Source organism: uncultured Mediterranea sp., assembly GCF_902493215.1.
Lineage (GTDB): Bacteria > Bacteroidota > Bacteroidia > Bacteroidales > Bacteroidaceae > Bacteroides.
On the sequence record NZ_CABUOL010000005.1, the window covers coordinates 104,724 to 125,164 of the forward strand.

Here is a 20,441-nt window from a genome sequence, read left to right on the forward strand (position 1 = left end):
TCTGTATTTCGTCATTTCTCTATCCGCCCCAAGAAACAAAAGCCGATAAACAAAGAAAGGAAGCCCAAAACCTGTGAAACACAGCGTTTAATGACTTCCTTCTTTGTGATTCCGTTGCGATTCGAACGCAAGACCCACGCCTTAGAAGGGCGTTGCTCTATCCAGCTGAGCTACGGAACCAGCCTTAATTGCGGTGCAAAGGTACGCTTTTTTATTGAAACTGCAAACAAAAGACAATAAATCTTAGCATAAAACTTGTTTTTAAGGCCTGGAGAAGCGAAAATAATGCCAGCCGGCAAGCACAAAGGGCACGTATGGAAGGATATCGGCTGCACATTGCAACCATCTTGCCCCCATCCAAGAGAGCCAGATACCCAGGCAAGCACTCAACCGCGAATAGTCCATACAGGCAAACATCTGGGAAGCGAAAAAGGCAACCAGTAAACCAAACATTAGCGGACGGGCAAGGAAAACCAATCCCTCGACCACATCCGTATCCCTGCGATAACGACCAACGATGCATCCATAAAACGCTCCCATGAGGGTACACCCAAACGCAAAGAGGAATGGAAGCCCCTCCATGAAGGGCGAACGTATCAAGCCCCCGCTGACGCTGCGCAGAATACCCCACGGCGAGAAAGTGGCAAACAGCAGTATCCCCACATAAACACCACCCACCACACAGGCGCTCTGCAACGCCCTGCGCTCCTTGCGCGACAACGCACGGACAGAGACGGCAGAGGTGCGACACCCCATCCATCGTCCCAGCAACGGCCATCGGCGCAGGCAGGCATCTCCCAACCCCGAATGTATCAGCATGCCCATGCCCGTCACAATCATCAGAACGGGGCCCAAGGGAGGGAACTCCATGAAATTGGACACCACATGGCGCAACATCCAACGGATGCCCTCGGGGCTCAAGAGGCTGCGCAGGCGGAAGACTTCGCCCGTATCGGCACACACGGCCTGCACGCCATAGACTTCCAATATCCACGACAGCAGCACCACGAGGCAGGTCAGCGCGAGGAACAACGTGGCGGGATGCCAAAAGGTGTGTCTACTCTTCATCGGGCTCCAGATTGTCAATGTCCAAGATGCGGAGTTCGATGGCGCGCACCACCAGGCGTGTGGCGTTGACGCCCGCCGCCCGCTCGTCGTCGGAGAAGAGGCGGCCGGTCAGGTCGTTCTGACGCTTCTCAAGCGACTTTACGCCGAAGGGCATCCCCTTGAGCGAGGCTATCATCTCCTTGGTATATCCCAAGGCCAGGTGGCGGAGGAAACGCTCGTCGTACTCGTCGATGTCGTAACTGATATAGGCTTCCTGCCGCCTGGCATCGTTGAGCACCGAACGGCGGAAACGCTCCACAATCTTCTCCAGAATGGGATAGTTGAAGACCAGCTTCTTGCCGTCCATCACGGCCTGCACGTCGGTCTTGGTGAGCAGTTCGCCCGTCTTGAGAATGATGCCGTCGGCACCCGCGTCGAGCGCGTCGACCCACAGTTTCTCATTCAGTATTTCGCCTGTGAAAATCAACACATGCACGCCCGGGTACTTCTGCCCGATGCGGCGGCAGATGTCCACGCCTACGGTTGTGGAGCCGCCCAGCCCCAGGTCGAGCAGCACCAGGTCGGGCACCTGCTTCTCCATGAGCGGCCAGAATTCCTGCTCGGTCATGGCCGTACCTATCACTTCGGCGTCGGGTATCTCGTGGCGGAAAATTTCTTCCGTCCCCTTCAGCTCCAGCTTGGCATCTTCCACGATAATCACTTTGTATTTCATTTCTTTTTCCATTGATTGATATCTGTTTGTTTACTTGCGTTCATTTCCGTTCATCTTCCGCGGGAGGGTGAAGTGCACCACGAAGCCCTTCCCCTCCTGAAGCCGCTCGGCATAGATGCGGCACCCTCGCCGGCCGGCATATTCGTCGTGGTCGCGGACGATCTGCTTGGCAATGAGGTACTCTGTGCCCTGCAAGCGGCCTCCCACGCCACCCGACATGCGCTCCAGGCTGGGTGAAAAGAGGTAGTTCAGCTCGTCCTGCGACTTGTTGCGGCGAGTGTCGGCCAAGCTGAAGCGCACAAAAGGACCGTCCACGCGGGCGGAAAGGCGGAGCATGCCCTCCAGAGGGACGGCCAAGGCTTCGTCCAGCAGGCTCTCGAAGAGGAAGTTCAACTGGTACGCATCGCCCACCACCTGCGCCTCCTCCGCCTCGACAGAGAGGCTGACGGGCGGACACTTGCCCTTCGAGGCCTTGCGGAAGTATCGCTCTGCCGTGGCCAGCAGGGAGGATGCGGAGAGGGTCGTCCGTCGGAAGGTCACTTCCTCGAGCTGGCGCGAGGCGCACGAGCTGAGCAGGAAGAACACCGCCCGATAATAGTCGGTCAGCTCGCGGACGGCGGCCAGCGTCTCGCGCTCCTCGTCGGCGGCCAGCGCCCCCGAACGGAGCCTGCCCACGAGCTGCCTGATTTTGTTGGGATAGTAGAGGGTTTCGTGCTTGATGGTCGAGAGGCAGTTGTCGAGCACCTGGTTCTGCACATGGAGCTGGTTGTCCTCGTAGGAGGCGCGTCGGGCCTCGTCACCCGCCAGCTCGATGTCGCGGTACTTGCCAGCCAGCTTCACCACGGCGTTGAAGAGGACGATGGCCGTGTAGCGCGCCACCAGCTCGAGCAGCAGGCGGTCGTCTTCGGCCTCCGTACCCTGACGGCGCTCCAAGTGGAGCATGCCCACGCAACGACTGCCACCACCCGCCTCCACCAGCAGAGGAAGGATGTAGGTGTGGTCGGAAAACAATGCTTTCCTTTGTGCAAAGCACTGCTTTATCGCCTCCATTGCATTGTTTTCCTCGCCGGCCACCAGGCGGGGGCTGCATACATACTCCAGCCGGCGGGTGTCTTCGTCGCAGACGGCGATGCCCAGGCGATCGATGCCCACCAGCTCGTTGACCGACTGGAAGGCCTCGTCCACCATCCGTTGGGGTATCTGTCCGAGGCTGTCCTCGCCGCCGTCCACCCATTCGGAGGAGGTTTCCTGAGGCATGTGGCGGGCCGCCCTGAACATACGCCCGTTGATGTCGAGCACCTGCTCGAGGTTCCATCGGTCTACCAGCCGACGGCGAATGTAGAGGTAATAGTAACCCAGGCACAGCAGGAAGAAGAGAAGTACGGCCAGCCAGATGCCCACCCTGCGGTTGCCTGCCGAGCGCTCCAGCTGGCGGCAATAGTCTTCGAGCGACTGGTCCTCGCCCAGCAGCTTGTAGAGGGCCGTATAGGCTTCGTTATTGTAGCGGTAGGCCTTCCATTGCTTCAAGGCAAGGAAAGCCACGGCCGCCTCGTTGCGGATGTCCAATATCACATGATAGTCCGTATCGAACCACGCGCCCCACCATTGCAGCTCTGAGGCGACGCCCTCGCCCTCGAGCGACATCAGGGGCGTCGTCTGCCCGCTCCGTCGGACGTAATGTTCGTTCAGGCACCAAAGGGCCGAGTCGGCATAGGCCAGCGCCTGGCGGTAGTTGCGGGCGATGTTGCTGTAATAGACGGCGTTGGCATAGTCGGAGGCCCAAAGCAGAAGCTCGTCTGCCTCGTCCATCTGCCCAGCGCGGAGGGTGTCCTGCCCCGCCACGGCCGACAACGAGTCGGCTCCGCCACCTGCCTCATCGGCCATCGGACGGCCTGCACACGAAGAAAGAACCATCAGGCAGAGCACGACCAGCCCCATCAGAGCCTTGCGCACGCCCACAGGCAGGCGGAAGTAGAAGCGGCTCCCCTTGCCCAGGCGGCTCTCCACGCCAAAGGTGCAGACGCTGAACAGGGCGTTGGTCTTGCGATACTTCTCGATGATGCCCCTGCAATTCATCAGGCCGAAGCCGCTTCCCTTGCTCTTGAGGAGCTCTTCCTTGTCGGCGGCGTCGCTCAGGCCGATGGCTTTCGAGTCGCAGACCTTCGCCTCCATGAGGGAAGCGGCGTCCGAGGGCGAGAGGCCGCGCCCGTTGTCTTCGACCGACACCTCGACGTAATCGACCCCGCAAGAGGCGTATACCTTCACGTGTCCGCCTTGCGGGGTGTACTTGCGGGCATTGTCCACGAGCGTGTTCAACATGAAAAGGGTCAGGGCACGGTCGGCCTTCACCCACGCGTCGGTGGGCACGACCTCGAACGTCTGATGGCGCAGGTCGAACACCCTCCTGCCCTTGCCCAGCAGGGCGAAGAGGTCGCCGAGGGCAAAGTTCTCCACATGGAGGCTCAAGGCCCCCTGCTTCATGCGAATCCACAGGGCCAGGATGTCGTTGTAGTCGTTGATGGTAGCTACCAGTTCGTCCATATACTGATATTTTCCCGCCTTGACTTCCGCCTGAAGCATATCGCCTCCCTGCGCCATCTTGCCGGCCTCGTTGGCCAGGCGGTCGATGTAGGGCTGCATGCCATTGACAATGGCCAGGCAGGCTTTCTTCTCCACATTGCTCCGCTTACGGGCGGCGATGTGCTGCTCGCTGACGTAGCGTTCCTTCTCCAGCCGGCGGCGTTCGTCGCCCAGGGCGATGGTAGCCAGGCCGTTCTCGAACGCCCATTGGATGTAGGGCGTCAAGAGCCTGCGCAGGGCCTCTTCATCACGCTTCAGGTGCAGGTGGGGGAAGGAAATCTGCCCGCCCTCCACCACGAAGTCCCTCGTGCCGAAGAGTTGCTCCACATCATCGGCCACGGCCAAGGTGATGGCTTCGGCCACTTCCTCCTGCGTCTGCGCTTCGGCAGGGATGGAGGCGGTAATCTTCTGGCAGATGTCGAGTACAAGGCGTAGGCGGCGGAGGTGCGTCAGGTTGCGCTTCTTCGAGCGGCGGTTGAAGAACCAGAAGAACACCAGCACCGCCACGATGCCCGCCACCACGGCCAGCGACCATTGGTTCAGCACGTACATGCCCCGCTCCAAGGCCTCGTAGCGGCTCTCCAGCTCCTTGTCCTGACGGGTGTCTTCGAGGATGTCGAGGTAGATGTTGCGGTTGTAGTCGGAGCGCTCCTTCATACCCAGGCCTGCATACGACACACTGAGCTGGTCGCGGATGCGCGATATCCATTCGGGGGCCGTCATCAGCTTGTCCGTCATCCAACGCTGCTCCACGGCAGGAGCGTTGCGATGGTCGTACATCTTCAGGCGGTCGAGGCTGTCTTCGCACTGGTAATAATGACGATGATGGGCGTTCACGGCCTCCAACGCCACCTGAAGCGTGTCGAGCGCCTCGCCATAGCGGCCATGCTCGTTCAGGTAGCGCCCTATCTGCACGTAGGTGCCCACCGTCTGATACACATCTTTATAAGGAGCGAACTTCTGCAAGGATTCCTGCCCCAGACGCAAGGGGAGCAACGTGTCGGCCGCTCCGCCCAGCATGTCGAGGGCATGCCTGCGATGCTCCACGAAGCAGGCATAGTCGTCGGCCGAAGACATCAGGTCGGCCATCGCCTGCAGGCAGCAGCCTTCGAAATAGGGAAAATCCTTCTGCAAGGCCACCCGCCACGTGGTGAAGAGCTCATCGAAGTCGCGCAACTTCTGCCCTTCGGCTCCCTTTTCCTCCACGAGCGAAGCCGCTCCGCGGACGTAGTGGGCATAGAGCCATTGGGCAGTGTCGGCCATCCCTTCGTCGGACACCTGGCGGATGTTTTCCAACGCCTCGGGCCGTTGTTGCAGATAATAATAGTAGACGGCCGACACGATGTAGAACTCCGAACGGGCATAGCCGAGCCGCTTGCGTCCCCGCCCCTCGGCAAAGAGGGCATCGTCCTCGGCAATGCGGCTCATGCGCCTCAGGGCGCTGTTGCGATAATCGTAGAATTCCTTGTTCAGAGCCGTCCGCTGGTAGAGTCTCATCAAGCCTACATCGGCCACAAGCAGCTCCAGCTCGTTCTTCGTCAGCTCGTAGACGGAGCGGTACAAGGCTTCGGCCTTCTTGAAATCCATCTCCATAAAAGCACAGAAGGCCAGGTTGTTGCAGGCTTCTGCCTTGCCCGAACGATAGAAACGCGCCTCCTCGAAGGCACGACGGGCCGCCACACGCGACGAGTCGAGGTCGCGATAGCGCCAGGCATAGGCCTCCCCGTTGAGCGAGTCTACCCGCCCCACTTCGCCCGAAGGCGCCAGGCCCTCACACGAAGCCAGTGCCAGCCATACGCACCACGCGCAGGCACAGACGAGCTTGAATGCCACACATTTCACTGTTCTCATGCTAACAAAGCTACGAATAAATCAGTAAAAAACAGACGTTCGCCCCCAAGAAAAAACGTTTATTATCATTCGGACGGAAAGGCGCCCGTTTTCAGAGGAGAAAAAGAGGGCTTTTCCTGCTTTCCATCTCCTCCGTCTTATTTTTATACAATAAGTCTTGGCGAAATCAGCAAGAAATGCCTACCTTTGCAGAAGTTTAATAAATAGGTAACATCTATTACAATAACAATGAGCGAAAAAGCACCCTTTTTGGTATTCTCAGGAACAAATTCGAGATACCTTGCAGAGAAAATCTGCGCAAGCCTGAATTGCCCGCTGGGAAAAATGAACATCACCCACTTTGCCGACGGTGAGTTCGCCGTGTCTTACGAAGAGTCCATCCGCGGAGCAAATGTCTTCCTGGTTCAATCCACTTTCCCCAACTCTGACAACCTGATGGAGTTGCTGCTGATGATTGACGCTGCCAAGCGTGCATCGGCCAAGACCATCAACGCCGTAGTGCCCTACTTCGGCTGGGCCCGTCAGGACAGAAAGGACAAACCGCGTGTATCTATCGGCGCCAAGCTGGTGGCCGACCTGCTCTCTGTAGCCGGCATCGACCGTCTGATTACGATGGACCTGCACGCCGACCAGATCCAAGGTTTCTTCAACATTCCTGTAGACCACCTCTATGCATCGGCCGTATTCCTGCCCTACATCCAGTCACTCAACTTGGAAGACCTGGTTATCGCCACGCCCGACGTAGGCGGTTCCAAGCGCGCCAGCACATTCTCCAAGTATCTGGGTGTGCCCCTGGTACTCTGCAACAAGTCGCGCGAGAAAGCCAACGAAGTGGCTTCCATGCAGATCATCGGCGATGTGAAGGACAAGAACGTAGTACTCGTTGACGACATCGTAGACACCGCCGGTACCATCACCAAGGCTGCCGACATCATGCTGGCCGCAGGTGCCAAGTCGGTACGTGCCATCGCCAGCCATTGCGTCATGTCCGACCCCGCCTCTTTCCGCGTGCAAGAGTCTGGCCTGACTGAAATGGTGTTCACCGACAGTATCCCCTACTCCAAGAAGTGTGCCAAGGTAAAACAGCTGAGCATTGCCGACATGTTTGCCGAGACCATCAAGCGTGTAGTGAACAACGAATCCATCAGCTCGCAATATCTGATTTAAGCCGAAGAGGCTGAAAGATAAAAGAAAAGGGAGTGCATCCGACGCGATGCACTCCCTTCTTTATTTCTTGCACGAGAACGTATCCCAGCCCTCAGTTGCTGGACACGATACGCCCCATCTTATAGGTCACCTTGCGGATTTCCTTGCCGAACTTGTCCTTCTCCACAAAGGGGCCGTCCTTCTTGCCTTGCTTGAAGAAGCCCTCGAAAGTGTTTCCGTCCTTGTCGGTCTGTATGCCGCTGCCTTCTTCCAATCCGTCTACAAAGCCGCCAGTATAGCGGGTGCCGTTGGCCTGCACCAGCGTACCGCGGCCGTCGAACTTGTTGTGCTTCCATTCGCCGTCGTACGAATCGCCCGCACTCCACTTGTACACGCCCTTGCCGTTGCGTTCGTTGTCTTTCCACTCGCCCTCGTAGACGGCGCCGTTGGCCCACGTAAAGGTACCCTTACCCTCCTGCATGCCATTCTTGAAACCGCCCACATACTTGTCGCCGTTGGCGTGGTAGTAGATGCCTTCGCCCGTGCGTTCGCCCTGCACGTAGGATCCTTCGTAGCGGTCGCCCGTGTGGAAGAAGTAAATGCCCTGGCCGTGCTGCATGTCGTCGCGCCATCCGCCCACGTACTTGTCGCCGTTGGCATATTCGAACGTACCCTGGCCGCTACGGAAGTCGTCCTTCCACTCGCCTTCGTACTTGCTTCCGTCGTTCCACACCAGCTTGCCTTTGCCGTTCTTCTTGTCGTTCTTCCACGAACCCGTGTAGCTCGAACCGTTCTTCCACGTATAGGTGCCCTGGCCTTCGCGCTTGTCGTTCACCCAGTTGCCCACGTAGACGTCGCCGTTGTAGTAGTACATCGTGCCTTCGCCATGCTGGTAGTCCTGATACCACAAGCCGTCGTAGCGGTTGTTGTTCACAAAGTAGTAGACGCCCTGCCCGTGCTGCTGGTCCTGAAACCACTGGCCTTCGTAGCGTTCGCCGTCTGAAAAGGTGTAGACGCCATATCCCTGACGCTTGCCTTTCACATATTCGCCTTCGTAGGTATCACCGTTCTTGAAAACCGTCTTACCTTTTCCGTTGGGCTTGCGTCCCTTCATTTCGCCTGTGTAGACCGCCCCATCCTTGAAGGTATAGGTTCCGATGCGGACCTCCGAGGAGAAGACGTTCTTCACCTTGTCCAGAAAGCCTCCGTTCTCCTGTGCGGAAACGGCGGGGCCCTGACAAAGACAGGCCATCGCAAATGCTATATAGATGTATCTTGCTTTCATTGTCTGCTCGTATTTCTCTTTTCACTTTAAGTGACAAATTTACAATTTATCCGCCAAAGAGGGGGAATGCCCCACGGCTTTTTAGGACATTTTTTTACCCGACACCACTTCTTTTAAATTCTCTTTGCACAAGTATTCCTGCGCCAGACGGCGGAGTTCTTCGGGGGTCACGCCGCTGATGGCGGCCTGTACCTCGTCGAAATAGGTGTCGGGCAGGTGCGACGTGTGGAGGAAAATCCAGGCGTCGGACAGGGAGAAGGCCGACTCATAGCTGCGGCAGATGTCGCCCATCATGTAGTTCTTCACCATCTGAAGTTCGTCCAGAGGCACCAGCTCGTGTTGCAGGCGGTCTATTTCGTGGTAGACTTCGGCCACGAGCGGCTCCACATACTCGTTGGCCGTCTCGGCGGAGATGGCCAGCAGGCTGTCGTCGGGATAGGAAGCGAGGCCGGCAGAGATGCCATAAGTGTAGCCCTTGTCCTCGCGGATGTTGGACATGAGGCGGCTGCCAAAGTATCCACCCAGCAGGGTGACCAGCACACGAAGCTTCGCAAAGTCGGGATGGTGGCGGCTGATGGTGACAAGTCCCATGCGCACGGCGCTCTGCAAGGCATCGGGACGCTCGATGAAGAGGCGTTTGTCCGAGGTGGTGCAGGGCTCGAAAGAGGCGCGCGAGGGACGTTGCAGGCCCTCGCCGAAAGGCTCCGCTCCGAAGCAGGCCTCCAGCCGGCGCAGACATTCATCGGTCACCTTACCCGAGACGTAGACGGAGCAGCCGGCCGCATGATAGTGGCGGCGGTAGAAGTCGTACAGCAGTTCGGGAGTGATGCGCCCGTAGTCGGCCTCACAAGCCACGCGTCCACAGGGATGGGCGTCGCCGTAGAGGGCACTCACCAGCCCCCGATGGGCCAGAAAGTCGACCTTCTGCTGGTTTACCTTGAACTGCTGGACGTTGTTGGCCACCACCGTCGCCAGTTCGGCTTCGGGGAAGGCAGGTTCCTTCACGAGGCTCTCGAGCACGTCGAGCGTCTGGGGCAGGTACTTGTTGAGCGAATAGAGGGTAACGAAGGCATGCTCGGCAGCACTCGAGAGGTCGAGCCACGCGCCATAATAGTCGAGCTTCTCGGCTATCTGGGCAGCGGTATAGCGTCGGGTGCCTTCGCGCAACATGCGGTTGGCGAAAAGGGCCTGGAGGGGATATTGCTGGTGCCAGCGTCCGCCTTCGATGAGGACGTCGACACGCACCACCTCGTTGTCGCCCGCATGGAGCACACTGAGGGGCACGCCGTTGGGCCACACCACCCGCTCGGGGCGGCGCACCGCCATGGGGCCGGGCTTGCGTATAGGGGGCTGTTGGGTACGGTCGGTCATCGGGCGGCGTGTGTTTTCAGGAATTCTTCCGCACGCGCCAGGTCCTGCGGCGTGTCGATGCCGATGGTCTCTACGTCGGTGGTGCCCACCTTGATGCGATAGCCGTTCTCCAGCCAGCGGAGCTGTTCGAGCGACTCGGCCAGCTCGAGGGACGACTGGGGCAAGGAGGTTATCTGACGAAGCACGTCGACGCGGTAGGCATAGAGGCCGATGTGCTTGTAGTAGACGTGGTTCTTGAGCCAGTCGTGCTTGTCGGCATTGCGCTGGTAAGGGATGATGGAGCGGCTGAAGTAGAGGGCGTTGTGGTTCTTGTCCACCACCACCTTGGGTGAGTTGACGTTCTCCAGCGCCTCGAAGCCGTTGTCGGGCGTAAAGGGTTTCACCAGCGTGGCTATCTGCGTGGCTTCGTCGTCGAAGCAGGCCTTCAGGGCTTCGAGCTGGGAGGGCTGGATGAAGGGTTCGTCGCCCTGTATGTTCACCACCACGTCGTAGCCGGCGCCCACCTTGGTGCAGGCTTCGTAGCAGCGGTCGGTGCCGCTCTTGTGGTGGACGGAGGTCATCACTACCTGCCCGCCGAAGGCGCGCACGGCCTCGGCGATGCGTTCGTCGTCGGTAGCCACCCAGGCGTCGTCCAGCACGCCTGCCACCTGTTCGTACACCCGTTGTATCACGGTCTTGCCGCCCAGCATGGCCAAAGGTTTGGCGGGGAAACGCGTGGAAGCGTAACGGGCGGGTATGATTCCTATAAATTTCAAGTCACTATTTTTCATTTCCATTTCCATTTTCAATTTTCCATTCTCCATTCTCCATTTTCAACTCCTCCATCCCCTGTCGGACGTAAGCCCGCTCCATGTCGGCCGGCTTGAGCACACGGCCTTCGCACATCAGGAGGTCGAGGTCGAGGCGGACAATCTCGAGGGGCTTGTCCTGAGGCATGCGGCCCGCTTCGCGCTCGATGGCCTTCAGGCGGAGGCGCACCTCGTCGGTTCCGAGGCTGGAGTGGAAACAGGCCACCTGATTGGAGAAGAGGCCCGGACGGTGCAGGCACAGAGGTTCCGTCTCGCGTTCGGCCGAGAAGCGGATGTCCGCAAAGAGCTGCGCCAGCCGGCGGCGTGCCAGTGCCATGTTTACGGCACGCCCCTCGTTGCTACCCATGCTTATCAGGTACTCCATCGGCAAGGCAGATCAGTTGAAGAGGTCGTCCAGCCCCATGTCGGGTGTGGGTTCCTCCACCTCCTCGTACACCTCACCGTTGTCGGCACAGGGGTCGTAGTCCTCGGGCAGCTGGAAGGTCTCCGTCTCGTCGTAGCCCAGGGTCTTGTCGGCATAGACCTTGTTCATGTATTTCGTCCAGATGGGCAGGGCCATGGAGGCTCCCTGTCCGTGGAGCATGGTGTCGAAGTGGATGTCGCGGTCTTCGCCGCCCACCCAGCAGCCCGATACGAGCGAGGGGGTGAAGCCCATGAACCAGCCGTCGGCGTTGTAGTTGGTGGTACCCGTCTTGCCGCCCATGTCGGCCTTGACACCCAGACGGCGCACACGGCCGCCGGTACCTTCGTTGATGACGGCACGCAGCATGACGAGCATCTTGTAGGCGCTGGAGGTGCTGATGACTTCGTTCATCTCGGGCGAGAAGGTGGCCAGCACGTTGCCCTCGTTGTCCTCGATGCGGGTCACGAGCAGCGGAGCCACACGGATGCCGCGGTTGGGGAAGGCGGTGTAGGCGCTCACCATCTCGGCGACGGATATCTCACAGGGGCCGAGGCAGAGCGACACGCTGGGCACGATTTCGCGGTTGCGCACGCCGAAGGTCTGCACCAGTCGCTTCAGTTCGTAGGGGTTGAGCTTGCTCATGAGGTAGGCCGTAATCCAGTTGTCGGAGTTGGCCAGGCCCCACTTCAGCGTCACCATCTCGCCGATGCGCTTGTTGTTGGCGTTGCGGGGTGTCCAGGGGATGCCGTTCTCGTCGAGCAGGGTGTAGGACACGTGGCGTGCCTCGTCGCAGGGCGAGAAGCCGTTCTCCATGGCCAGGGCGTAGACGTAGGGCTTCATGGTCGAACCGATCTGACGGCGGCCCACCATGGCCATGTCGTACTGGAAGTAGTGGTAGTTGGGACCGCCCACATAGGCCAGCACGTGTCCGTTGCGGGGGTTCATCGACATAAAGCCGGCGCGCAGGAAGTGCTTGTAGTAGCGGATGGAGTCGAGCGGCGTGAGCACGGTGTCCACTTCGCCCGCCCAGCTGAAGACCGACATCTCCTGCGGGGTGTTGAAGGCCTTCATGATTTCCTTCTCCGAAGCACCGCCTTTCTTCATCAGGCGGTAGCGGTCGGTCTGGCGGATGTTGCGCAACAGGATTTCATCGACCTGCTCCTGCGTCAGGCGGAAGCTGTAGGGAGCCTTCTTGCGGCCTTTCTTCTCCTTGAAGAAGTAGCCCTGCAACTCCTTGAGGTGCTCGGTCACGGCCTCCTCGGCATACTGCTGCATGCGCGAGTCGATGGTGGTGTATATCTTCAGTCCGTCGGTATAGAGGTTGTACTTCTTGCCGTCTTTCTTGGTGTTCTTCTCGCACCAGCCGTAGAGGGGGTTCGTCTCCCAGTCGAGCGAGTCTTCGTAGAACTTCTGCATCTGCCAGCCGCGGTAGTCGGACTTGTCGGGCTTCTTGGCCGTCAGCACCGTGCGCAGGTATTCGCGGAAGTAGGGCGCGGGGCCTTCCTTGTGGTCCACGCGGTTGTACTTCAGCTTCAGGGGCAGGGCCTGCAGGGAGTCGCACTGGGCCTGGGTCAGGTAACCGGCCTTGCGCATCTGGTCGAGCACCACGTTGCGGCGTCCGCGGGTGCGTTCGTTGCGGCGCACGGGGTTGAAGAGCGAGGGGTTCTTGCACATGCCCACCAGCGTGGCGGCCTCCTCAATCTTGAGGTCCTTGGGGTCGCAGTTGAAGTAGGTATAGGCGGCGGTCTTCACGCCCACGGCGTTGTTCAGGAAGTCGAACTTGTTGAGGTACATCGTCAGGATTTCCTCCTTCGTGTAGTAGCGCTCCAGCTTGACGGCGATGACCCACTCGATGGGCTTCTGGAAGAGTCGCTCCAGCGTGCTCTCCGCGCTGGGCGAATAGAGCTGCTTGGACAGCTGCTGGGTGATGGTACTGCCGCCGCCGGCGTTCTTCTGGAAGAGGAGGCCGCGCTTCACCACGGCACGGAACAGGGCCTTGACGTCGATGCCCGAATGCTCGGCAAAGCGCACGTCTTCCGTGGCGATGAGGGCGTTGATGATGTGGGGCGACAGGTCCTGATAGCCCACGTAGACGCGGTTTTCCTTGCTGTACGAATAGGTGCCCAGCGTCTTTCCGTCGGCCGAAAAGACCTGTGTGGCAAACTTGTAGTTAGGGTTCTCCAGGTCTTCGACGGGCGGCATGTAGCCTATCCAGCCTTTCGAGATGGAGGTAAACACCAGCACGCATGCCAGCAGCATGACGGCCAGCAGTATCCAGAGGATTATGACGACTTTCTTGATCATGTTCCGAGTTTCGTTTTTACTTTGATTTAATAACGTGCAAAGATACAACTTCCGGCGCAATTACACAAGAGGAAGCTTCACTTTTCGGCGGCTTTTCAAGACCGGAAACGCACGTCTGTCCGGCAACCCTGATGATAAACACTTTTTAACTTACACAATTACAAATTACAATTACAGTAAGACGAAAGTGAGTTTCCGCATCCATCAGATTAAATAGTATATTATAAATTTATTATATTATATATTATATATATATTATAATTATATATATAATATATAATATAATAAACATATATATAAGGGGCATGGGAGAAGCGAGCAAAAAACGATATTGACCTAACTGTAATTGTAATTTGTAATTGTGTAAGTTAACGAATGTGAATAAAAATCCATCTTTCCACAGCATTCGGCAGGCACAAACAGTCTGTTTTCCCGAGCAGCCGGACACTCCGTTTCCTGAACAAGCAGACAGTTTCCTGCTTTTCCGGACACATATCCTGATTCAGCAGACATACCCTTCCACGAATGCGACAATCGGACAGAAAAAAGAGAAACGCCCCGATGCCTCGCCACAACGCGCCGCCCCGCCCGCACGAAAGCATCGTTTTCCCGGCTGAAAAACAATGCATTAGTTTTATTAACACAACAGGACGGCTTCGTTAACACCTTTTCAGACGCGGGCGAGGCTCTATTTTTGGCGCTTCGGCGGGAGATGCCTACCTTTGTAGGGACGGGAGGAAAAATGGCGGCGGACGGAAAAAAAACGGGGCACAAGCTTCCAACTACCGCAGTTTTTGCCTACCTTTACACTCTCGAAAAATAACAAGAACAACAACGATATGGAAAACAGAAGTTTAGTGACCATCGCCGAACACAGCAAGGAGAAAATCCTCTATATGCTGGAAATGGCAAAGCAGTTTGAAGAACGTCCCAACCGCCACCTGCTGGACGGAAAGGTCGTGGCAACCTTATTTTTCGAACCCTCGACGCGCACACGCCTCAGCTTCGAGACGGCGGCCAACCGCCTGGGCGCACGCGTCATCGGCTTCAGCGACCCCAAGGCTACCAGCTCGTCGAAGGGCGAGACGCTGAAGGATACCATCAAGATGGTGAGCAACTATGCCGACATCATCGTGATGCGCCACTACCTGGAGGGAGCCGCCCGCTATGCCAGCGAGGTGACCGACGTGCCCATCGTGAACGCCGGCGACGGAGCCAACCAGCACCCCTCGCAAACCATGCTCGACCTCTACTCCATCTACAAGACGCAGGGCACGCTGGAGAACCTGAACATCTTCCTCGTGGGCGACCTGAAATACGGACGTACCGTACACTCGCTCCTGATGGCCATGCGCCACTTCAACCCCACCTTCCACTTCATCGCCCCCGACGAACTGAAGATGCCCGAAGAATATAAGATATACTGCCGCGAGCACGGTATCCGCTACGTGGAGCACACGGACTTCACCGAGGAGACCATCGCCGAGGCGGACATCCTGTACATGACGCGCGTGCAGCGCGAACGCTTCACCGACCTGATGGAGTACGAGCGCGTGAAGAACGTCTACATCCTGCGGGGGAAGATGCTGGAGCACACCCGCCCCAACCTGCGCATCCTGCACCCCCTGCCCCGCGTGAACGAGATTGCCTACGACGTGGACGAAAGCCCCAAGGCCTACTACTTCCAGCAGGCGCAGAACGGCCTCTACGCCCGCGAAGCCATCCTCTGCGACGTGCTGGGCATCACTTTGGATGAATTGAAAATGGAGAATGGATAATGGAAAATTAGTGAATCATTTCCATTGTCAGTCCCCCAAAAAAATTATCAATTATCAATTTTCAATTTTCAATTAAAGAAATGAACGACAAGAAAGAATTGCAGGTAGCCGCGCTGGAGAACGGCACCGTCATCGACCATATCCCCTCCGAAAAACTGTTTACCGTGGTGTCGCTTCTGGGCCTGGAGCACATGAACAACAACATCACCATCGGCTTCAACCTCAACAGCAAGAAGCTGGGCAAGAAGGGCATCATCAAGATTGCCGACAAGTTCTTCTGCGACGACGAAATCAACCGCATCGCCGTCGTAGCACCCAACGTGAAGCTGAACATCATCCGCAACTACGAGGTGGTGGAGAAGCGCGAACTGGTGTTGCCCGACGAGCTGCGCGGCATCGTGAAGTGTGCCAACCCCAAGTGCATCACCAACAACGAGCCCATGCCCACCCGCTTCCACGTCATCGACAAGGAACGCTGCGTCATCAAGTGCCACTATTGCGAGAAGGAGCAGACGAGGGAGGAAATCGAGATAATTTAATCAATGGAGAATTGATAATGGATAATGATGATAGAATACGAAGAATCAACGTTGTCGAGGAAAAGAGTTATCAATTCTCCATCCGTATCATCAACTTGTACAAATATCTGGACGAGAACAAGAAGATATACGCCATTGCCCATCAGTTGTTGAGAAGCGGTACGGCCATAGGCGCACTGATTAAGGAATCGGCCCATGCACAAAGCAAAGCCGATTTTCTGAACAAGATGAATGTTGCTTTGAAAGAAGCAAACGAAACGACCTACTGGCTTTCGTTGCTACACGATACCGATTACTTGAAAGATCATGAGTTTGCCTCTATCAACAAAGATTGTGAAGAACTTCTCAAACTATTGATCAGTATCGTAAAAACGACCAAAAGCAGCCTCAACAAATAATTATCCATTATCAATTATCAATTTTCAATTAACAAAATGAAAGAAGACTGGAAACCCGGCACCCTCATCTACCCCCTGCCCGCCGTCCTGGTGAGCTGCGGAAGCACGCCCGAGGAATACAACATACTCACCGTAGCCTGGACAGGCACCCTCTGCACCAACCCGCCCATGTGCTACATCTCCGTCCGCCCCGAACGCCACTCCTACGACATCATCCGCCGCAACATGGAGTTCGTCATCAACCTCACCACGAAGGACATGGCACGCGCCACCGACTGGTGCGGCGTACGCTCGGGCCGCGACTACAACAAGTTCGAGGAAATGCATCTGACGCCCGGACGTTGCACCGTGGTGCAGGCGCCGCTCATCGAAGAGTCGCCCCTCTGCATCGAGTGCCGCGTCAAGGAAATCGTGTCGCTGGGCTCGCACGACATGTTCATCGCCGACGTGGTGAACGTACGCGCCGAAACCAGCCACCTGAACCCCGACACGGGCAAGCTGGAACTGGCCGAGACGAATCCGCTGGTCTACGTCCACGGCGGCTACTACGAACTGGGCCCCAAGATAGGCAAGTTCGGCTGGAGCGTCGAGAAGAAGAAATCCTGATAAAGAACCCCAAAAACATGCCATGAAACGAACCAAAGCCTCCCTACTGACCTCCCTCCTGCTGGCCGCCTCGCTGGCCTGGGGACAAGGTACCGCCCTGCCCCCGCCCGAAGCCGACGCCGCGCTGGCGGCACAGAGCCAGGAAGACGCGGGCCGCAAGCAGCACGACACTCCGCCCGTGAACTTCGGCATCAAGGGCGGATTCACCGCCTCGCTCTTCCTCGTGTCCGACCTCAGCATCAACGGCCAGCGCATCGAGCAGATTCAGAACAACTACAAGATAGGCTATTTCGCTTCGCTCTTCATGCGCATCAACTTCGACCGCCACTTCATCCAGCCCGAAGTGTCGTACAACATCAACCGATGCAACATCACCTTCGCCAAGCCTCTGCCCGCAGACGCCTCCGAAGGCAGCGTGCCCGAGCAGGCAGGCATCACCTCGACCATCCACAGCATCGACATCCCCGTCATCTACGGCTACAACATCATCAAGGACGGCCCCTACAGCCTGGCCATCTTCGGCGGCCCCAAGCTGCGCTACCTCTGGGCGCACAAGAGCAAGACCACCTTCGAGAACTTCAACCTGGACGACATCCACGAGGAGCTCTACCCCTTCAACGTCAACCTGACGGTGGGCGCGGCGGTCACCATCTCGCGCGTGTTCTTCGATTTCCGCTACGACATCGGGCTGCACAACATGTCGAAACGCATCACCTACGCCCTGCCCGAAACGCCCCCCTCGCCCGAAGGCACCAAGCCCGACAGCGAAATACGCTTCCACCGCCGCGACAACGTGCTGAGCTTTTCGTTCGGCGTATTTTTTTAGACAGAATGTAACCTATTCCCGATAAAATGCTTACATTTGCAAACATTTTGAGCGGAATACCTTTAAAATATAATAGCACATGGAAAGAGACAACTTGATTTTTGACATCATCGAAAAGGAGCACCAGCGCCAGCTGAAAGGCATCGAGCTGATAGCCTCCGAAAACTTTGTAAGCGACGAAGTGATGCAGGCCATGGGTTCCTGCCTCACCAACAAGTATGCCGAAGGCTATCCCGGCAAGCGCTACTACGGCGGTTGCGAAGTGGTGGACCAGAGTGAGCAGATCGCCATCGACCGCATCAAGAAGATATTCGGCGCCGAATGGGCCAACGTACAGCCCCACTCGGGCGCACAGGCCAACGCGGCCGTCTTCCTGGCCGTGCTCAACCCCGGCGACAAGTTCATGGGGCTGAACCTGGCTCATGGCGGACACCTGTCGCACGGCTCGCTGGTGAACACCTCGGGCATCATCTACCATCCGTGCGAATACAACCTGAACAAGGAAACGGGTCGTGTGGATTACGACCAGATGGAGGAAGTGGCCCTGCGCGAACATCCGAAGATGATTATCGGCGGCGGTTCGGCCTACTCACGCGAATGGGATTACAAGCGCATGCGCGAAATAGCCGACAAGGTGGGCGCCATCCTGATGATTGACATGGCACACCCCGCCGGCCTCATCGCCGCAGGCCTGCTGGACAACCCTGTGAAGTATGCCCACATCGTCACCTCGACCACTCACAAGACCCTGCGCGGCCCGCGTGGAGGTATCATCCTCATGGGCAAGGACTTCCCCAACCCCTGGGGCAAGAAGACGCCGAAGGGCGAAGTGAAGATGATGTCGCAGCTGCTCGACTCGGCCGTGTTCCCCGGCATTCAGGGCGGACCGCTGGAGCATGTCATTGCCGCCAAGGCCGTGGCCTTCAACGAAATCCTCCAGCCTTCGTGGAAGGAATATGCCCTGCAGGTGAAGAAGAACGCCGCCACCCTGGCTCAGGCACTCATCGACCGCGGCTTCTCCATCGTGAGCGGCGGAACGGACAACCACTCCATGCTCGTCGACCTGCGCACGAAGTACCCCGACCTCACAGGTAAGGTGGCCGAGAAAGCCCTCGTATCGGCCGACATCACCGTCAACAAGAACATGGTACCCTTCGACAGCCGCTCTGCCTTCCAGACGTCGGGCATCCGCCTGGGTACGCCTGCCATCACTACCCGCGGCGCCAAGGAAGACTTGATGTACGAGATTGCCGAGATGATAGAAACCGTCCTGTCCAACGTAGACAACGAAGCCGTCATCGCACAGGTTCGTGCCCGCGTCAACGAGACGATGAAGAAGTATCCGCTCTTCGCCTATTGAACGGACGACTGAATATCACACCACATAGAAAAGAGGGTGTGTCAAAATGAAGTGAGACTATTTTAACTCCCCTCCTTCTGGAAGGAGGGGTGCCCAAAGGGCGGGGTGGTAGGTTTTCGCGAAAAGTTATCAATCAACGAATTATGTATTCACCTACCACCTCCCCCTATCGGGTACTCCTCCTTCCCGAAGGAGGAGAGTCTCAGATACCTCTATTTTGACACGCCCTCTTTTTTTAGGTTCATACACAGAGCGGAGAGAAACCTCAATCCTCCTCACCGCCGGCCGTATCCTGCCGCTCTATCTTGCGGTTGTCGATGCTCCGCCAGGCATAGAAGATATAGGCCAGTACGAAAGGCACGAGGATGGACACATAGGCCATGGTGCGCAGGGTGAACTCGCTGGAGCTGCTGTTCTGCAAGGTGAGCGAGCTTTGCAGGTCGGCCGTCGACGGATAGTAGGCCGTGTGGTTGTAACCCGCTACCAGCAGAAGGGAAAGCACCGTCAGTACCGTGCCGATGCCCGCAAACCAGATGCCCTTGTCGAAGCCCTTCTTCCACAACGTGCGTCCGATGCCCCACAGCACACTGACCACGCCCGCCAGAAACAGCACCAGCACCACAGGCATCTCGAGGAAATTCGTCAGATACTTATAGGGCTCCATGCACACAAGCCCTGTCTCAGGGTCGACCGCATAGCCGTCGGCCACCAGTGTGCGTACCAGGAAAGCCAGGAAGAACACCAGGAACAATCCTGCATTGGCCCACAACGAACGGCGGCAACGGCCCGTCAGCTCTTCGTCGGCAATGCTGTTCACGAAGTACAGCGCCCCCAGCACCCGCGCCAGGAAGAACACCGCCAGGCCCATCACCACGTTCCAGGGATTGGCCAGCGCGTCGAGTCCGTGCCATCCGTTGGCCCAACGGCTGATGACGGGCATCATCGTCTCCGTCATGCTGCCCTTGTCCACATAGAAGGCCGAGCCTGTGAAGAACGTGGCCACCGCCCCGCCCAGCAGTACAGGCCCCACCACGCCGTTCAGCACCAGGAAGGCGCGATACGTGTTCTTGCCCAACAGATTGCCCGCCTTCAGCTGAAATTCGTAGCTGACGGCCTGCAACACGAAGCTGAAGAGGATAATCATCCACAACCAGTAGGCCCCGCCGAAGCTGGTACTGTAGAACAGGGGGAAGGAAGCGAAGAAGGCACCTCCGAAGGTAACGAGCGTCGTGAACGTAAATTCCCACTTGCGCCCCGTCGAGAGCACCAGCATGCGCCGTTGCTCTTCCGTCTTGCCCAGGCAGAACAGAAGCGAATTGCCCCCCTGCACAAAAAGCAGAAACACCAAGATGGCTCCCAGCAGGGAGACCACAAACCACCAATATTGTTGAAGTAATACCATAAC

At 57.6% G+C, this 20,441-nt stretch carries 16 protein-coding genes and 1 tRNA gene; 7 read left to right on the plus strand and 10 right to left on the minus strand.

Translation table 11 applies throughout. The features are described 5' to 3' along the window. Positions 1-106 precede the first annotated feature (106 nt). From RDO88_RS04725 to RDO88_RS04740, 4 genes are all read right to left on the minus strand, one after another. Positions 107-180, minus strand: a tRNA-Arg gene (locus RDO88_RS04725). Between the two features lie 81 nt (positions 181-261). Next, on the minus strand, positions 262-1,068 hold the full coding sequence (locus RDO88_RS04730) for an AbgT family transporter (protein WP_307758284.1): 807 nt from the start codon (positions 1,066-1,068) through the stop codon (positions 262-264). Next, positions 1,058-1,792 (minus strand): DUF5932 domain-containing protein, encoded by a 735-nt coding sequence (locus RDO88_RS04735; RefSeq protein WP_307758285.1) that lies wholly within the window; start codon positions 1,790-1,792, stop codon positions 1,058-1,060. Before RDO88_RS04735 ends, RDO88_RS04730 begins: the two co-directional genes overlap by 11 nt. 18 nt (positions 1,793-1,810) lie before the next feature. Beyond that, positions 1,811-6,211 carry a DUF5113 domain-containing protein gene (locus RDO88_RS04740; RefSeq protein ID WP_307758286.1) on the minus strand — a complete coding sequence of 1,467 codons (4,401 nt, stop codon included), beginning with the start codon at positions 6,209-6,211 and terminating at the stop codon, positions 1,811-1,813. A gap of 228 nt (positions 6,212-6,439) precedes the next feature. Between RDO88_RS04740 and RDO88_RS04745 the strand changes: the two genes are divergently transcribed. Further along, positions 6,440-7,378 carry a ribose-phosphate pyrophosphokinase gene (locus RDO88_RS04745; protein ID WP_072545127.1) on the plus strand — a complete coding sequence of 313 codons (939 nt, stop codon included), beginning with the start codon at positions 6,440-6,442 and terminating at the stop codon, positions 7,376-7,378. A 91-nt stretch (positions 7,379-7,469) separates the two neighbouring features. Here the strand turns inward: RDO88_RS04745 and RDO88_RS04750 are convergent, their stop codons facing one another. From RDO88_RS04750 to RDO88_RS04770, 5 genes are all read right to left on the minus strand, one after another. Further along, positions 7,470-8,609: a phosphatidylinositol-4-phosphate 5-kinase gene (locus RDO88_RS04750; RefSeq protein WP_374043900.1), complete on the minus strand. Its 1,140-nt coding sequence runs from the start codon at positions 8,607-8,609 to the stop codon at positions 7,470-7,472. A 114-nt stretch (positions 8,610-8,723) separates the two neighbouring features. After that, positions 8,724-10,013 (minus strand): insulinase family protein, encoded by a 1,290-nt coding sequence (locus RDO88_RS04755; protein ID WP_307758288.1) that lies wholly within the window; start codon positions 10,011-10,013, stop codon positions 8,724-8,726. Then, positions 10,010-10,768, minus strand: coding sequence for a 3-deoxy-manno-octulosonate cytidylyltransferase (gene kdsB / locus RDO88_RS04760; protein ID WP_205096261.1), 759 nt, complete (start codon positions 10,766-10,768; stop codon positions 10,010-10,012). Before kdsB ends, RDO88_RS04755 begins: the two co-directional genes overlap by 4 nt. A 4-nt stretch (positions 10,769-10,772) precedes the next feature. Continuing rightward, positions 10,773-11,186, minus strand: coding sequence for a 2-amino-4-hydroxy-6-hydroxymethyldihydropteridine diphosphokinase (locus tag RDO88_RS04765; RefSeq protein WP_307758289.1), 414 nt, complete (start codon positions 11,184-11,186; stop codon positions 10,773-10,775). 12 nt (positions 11,187-11,198) lie between these two features. After that, positions 11,199-13,529, minus strand: a complete 2,331-nt coding sequence (locus RDO88_RS04770) for a transglycosylase domain-containing protein (RefSeq protein ID WP_307758290.1) — start codon at positions 13,527-13,529, stop codon at positions 11,199-11,201. An 839-nt stretch (positions 13,530-14,368) separates the two neighbouring features. Here RDO88_RS04770 and pyrB point away from each other — a divergent pair. The 6 genes from pyrB to glyA all read left to right on the plus strand — a co-directional run bounded on the left by pyrB (position 14,369) and on the right by glyA (position 19,036). Then, positions 14,369-15,307: an aspartate carbamoyltransferase gene (gene pyrB, locus RDO88_RS04775; RefSeq protein ID WP_021848137.1), complete on the plus strand. Its 939-nt coding sequence runs from the start codon at positions 14,369-14,371 to the stop codon at positions 15,305-15,307. A gap of 80 nt (positions 15,308-15,387) precedes the next feature. After that, positions 15,388-15,846, plus strand: coding sequence for an aspartate carbamoyltransferase regulatory subunit (pyrI, locus tag RDO88_RS04780; RefSeq protein WP_022020337.1), 459 nt, complete (start codon positions 15,388-15,390; stop codon positions 15,844-15,846). A gap of 17 nt (positions 15,847-15,863) precedes the next feature. Beyond that, positions 15,864-16,244 carry a four helix bundle protein gene (locus RDO88_RS04785; RefSeq protein WP_307758291.1) on the plus strand — a complete coding sequence of 127 codons (381 nt, stop codon included), beginning with the start codon at positions 15,864-15,866 and terminating at the stop codon, positions 16,242-16,244. A gap of 36 nt (positions 16,245-16,280) precedes the next feature. Next, entirely contained in the window at positions 16,281-16,850 is a 570-nt protein-coding gene (locus RDO88_RS04790; protein ID WP_021848140.1) for a flavin reductase family protein, read from the plus strand. A 22-nt stretch (positions 16,851-16,872) separates the two neighbouring features. Further along, the gene (locus RDO88_RS04795) at positions 16,873-17,676 is read left to right on the plus strand and encodes an outer membrane beta-barrel protein (RefSeq protein ID WP_307758292.1); all 804 of its coding nucleotides are present in this window, start codon (positions 16,873-16,875) and stop codon (positions 17,674-17,676) included. Positions 17,677-17,755: 79 nt separating this feature from the next. Beyond that, positions 17,756-19,036 carry a serine hydroxymethyltransferase gene (gene glyA / locus RDO88_RS04800; RefSeq protein WP_307758293.1) on the plus strand — a complete coding sequence of 427 codons (1,281 nt, stop codon included), beginning with the start codon at positions 17,756-17,758 and terminating at the stop codon, positions 19,034-19,036. Positions 19,037-19,301: 265 nt separating this feature from the next. Here glyA and RDO88_RS04805 read toward each other — a convergent pair whose 3' ends face one another. Further along, positions 19,302-20,438 carry a cytochrome d ubiquinol oxidase subunit II gene (locus RDO88_RS04805; protein WP_307758294.1) on the minus strand — a complete coding sequence of 379 codons (1,137 nt, stop codon included), beginning with the start codon at positions 20,436-20,438 and terminating at the stop codon, positions 19,302-19,304. Between the last annotated feature and the right edge of the window lie 3 nt (positions 20,439-20,441).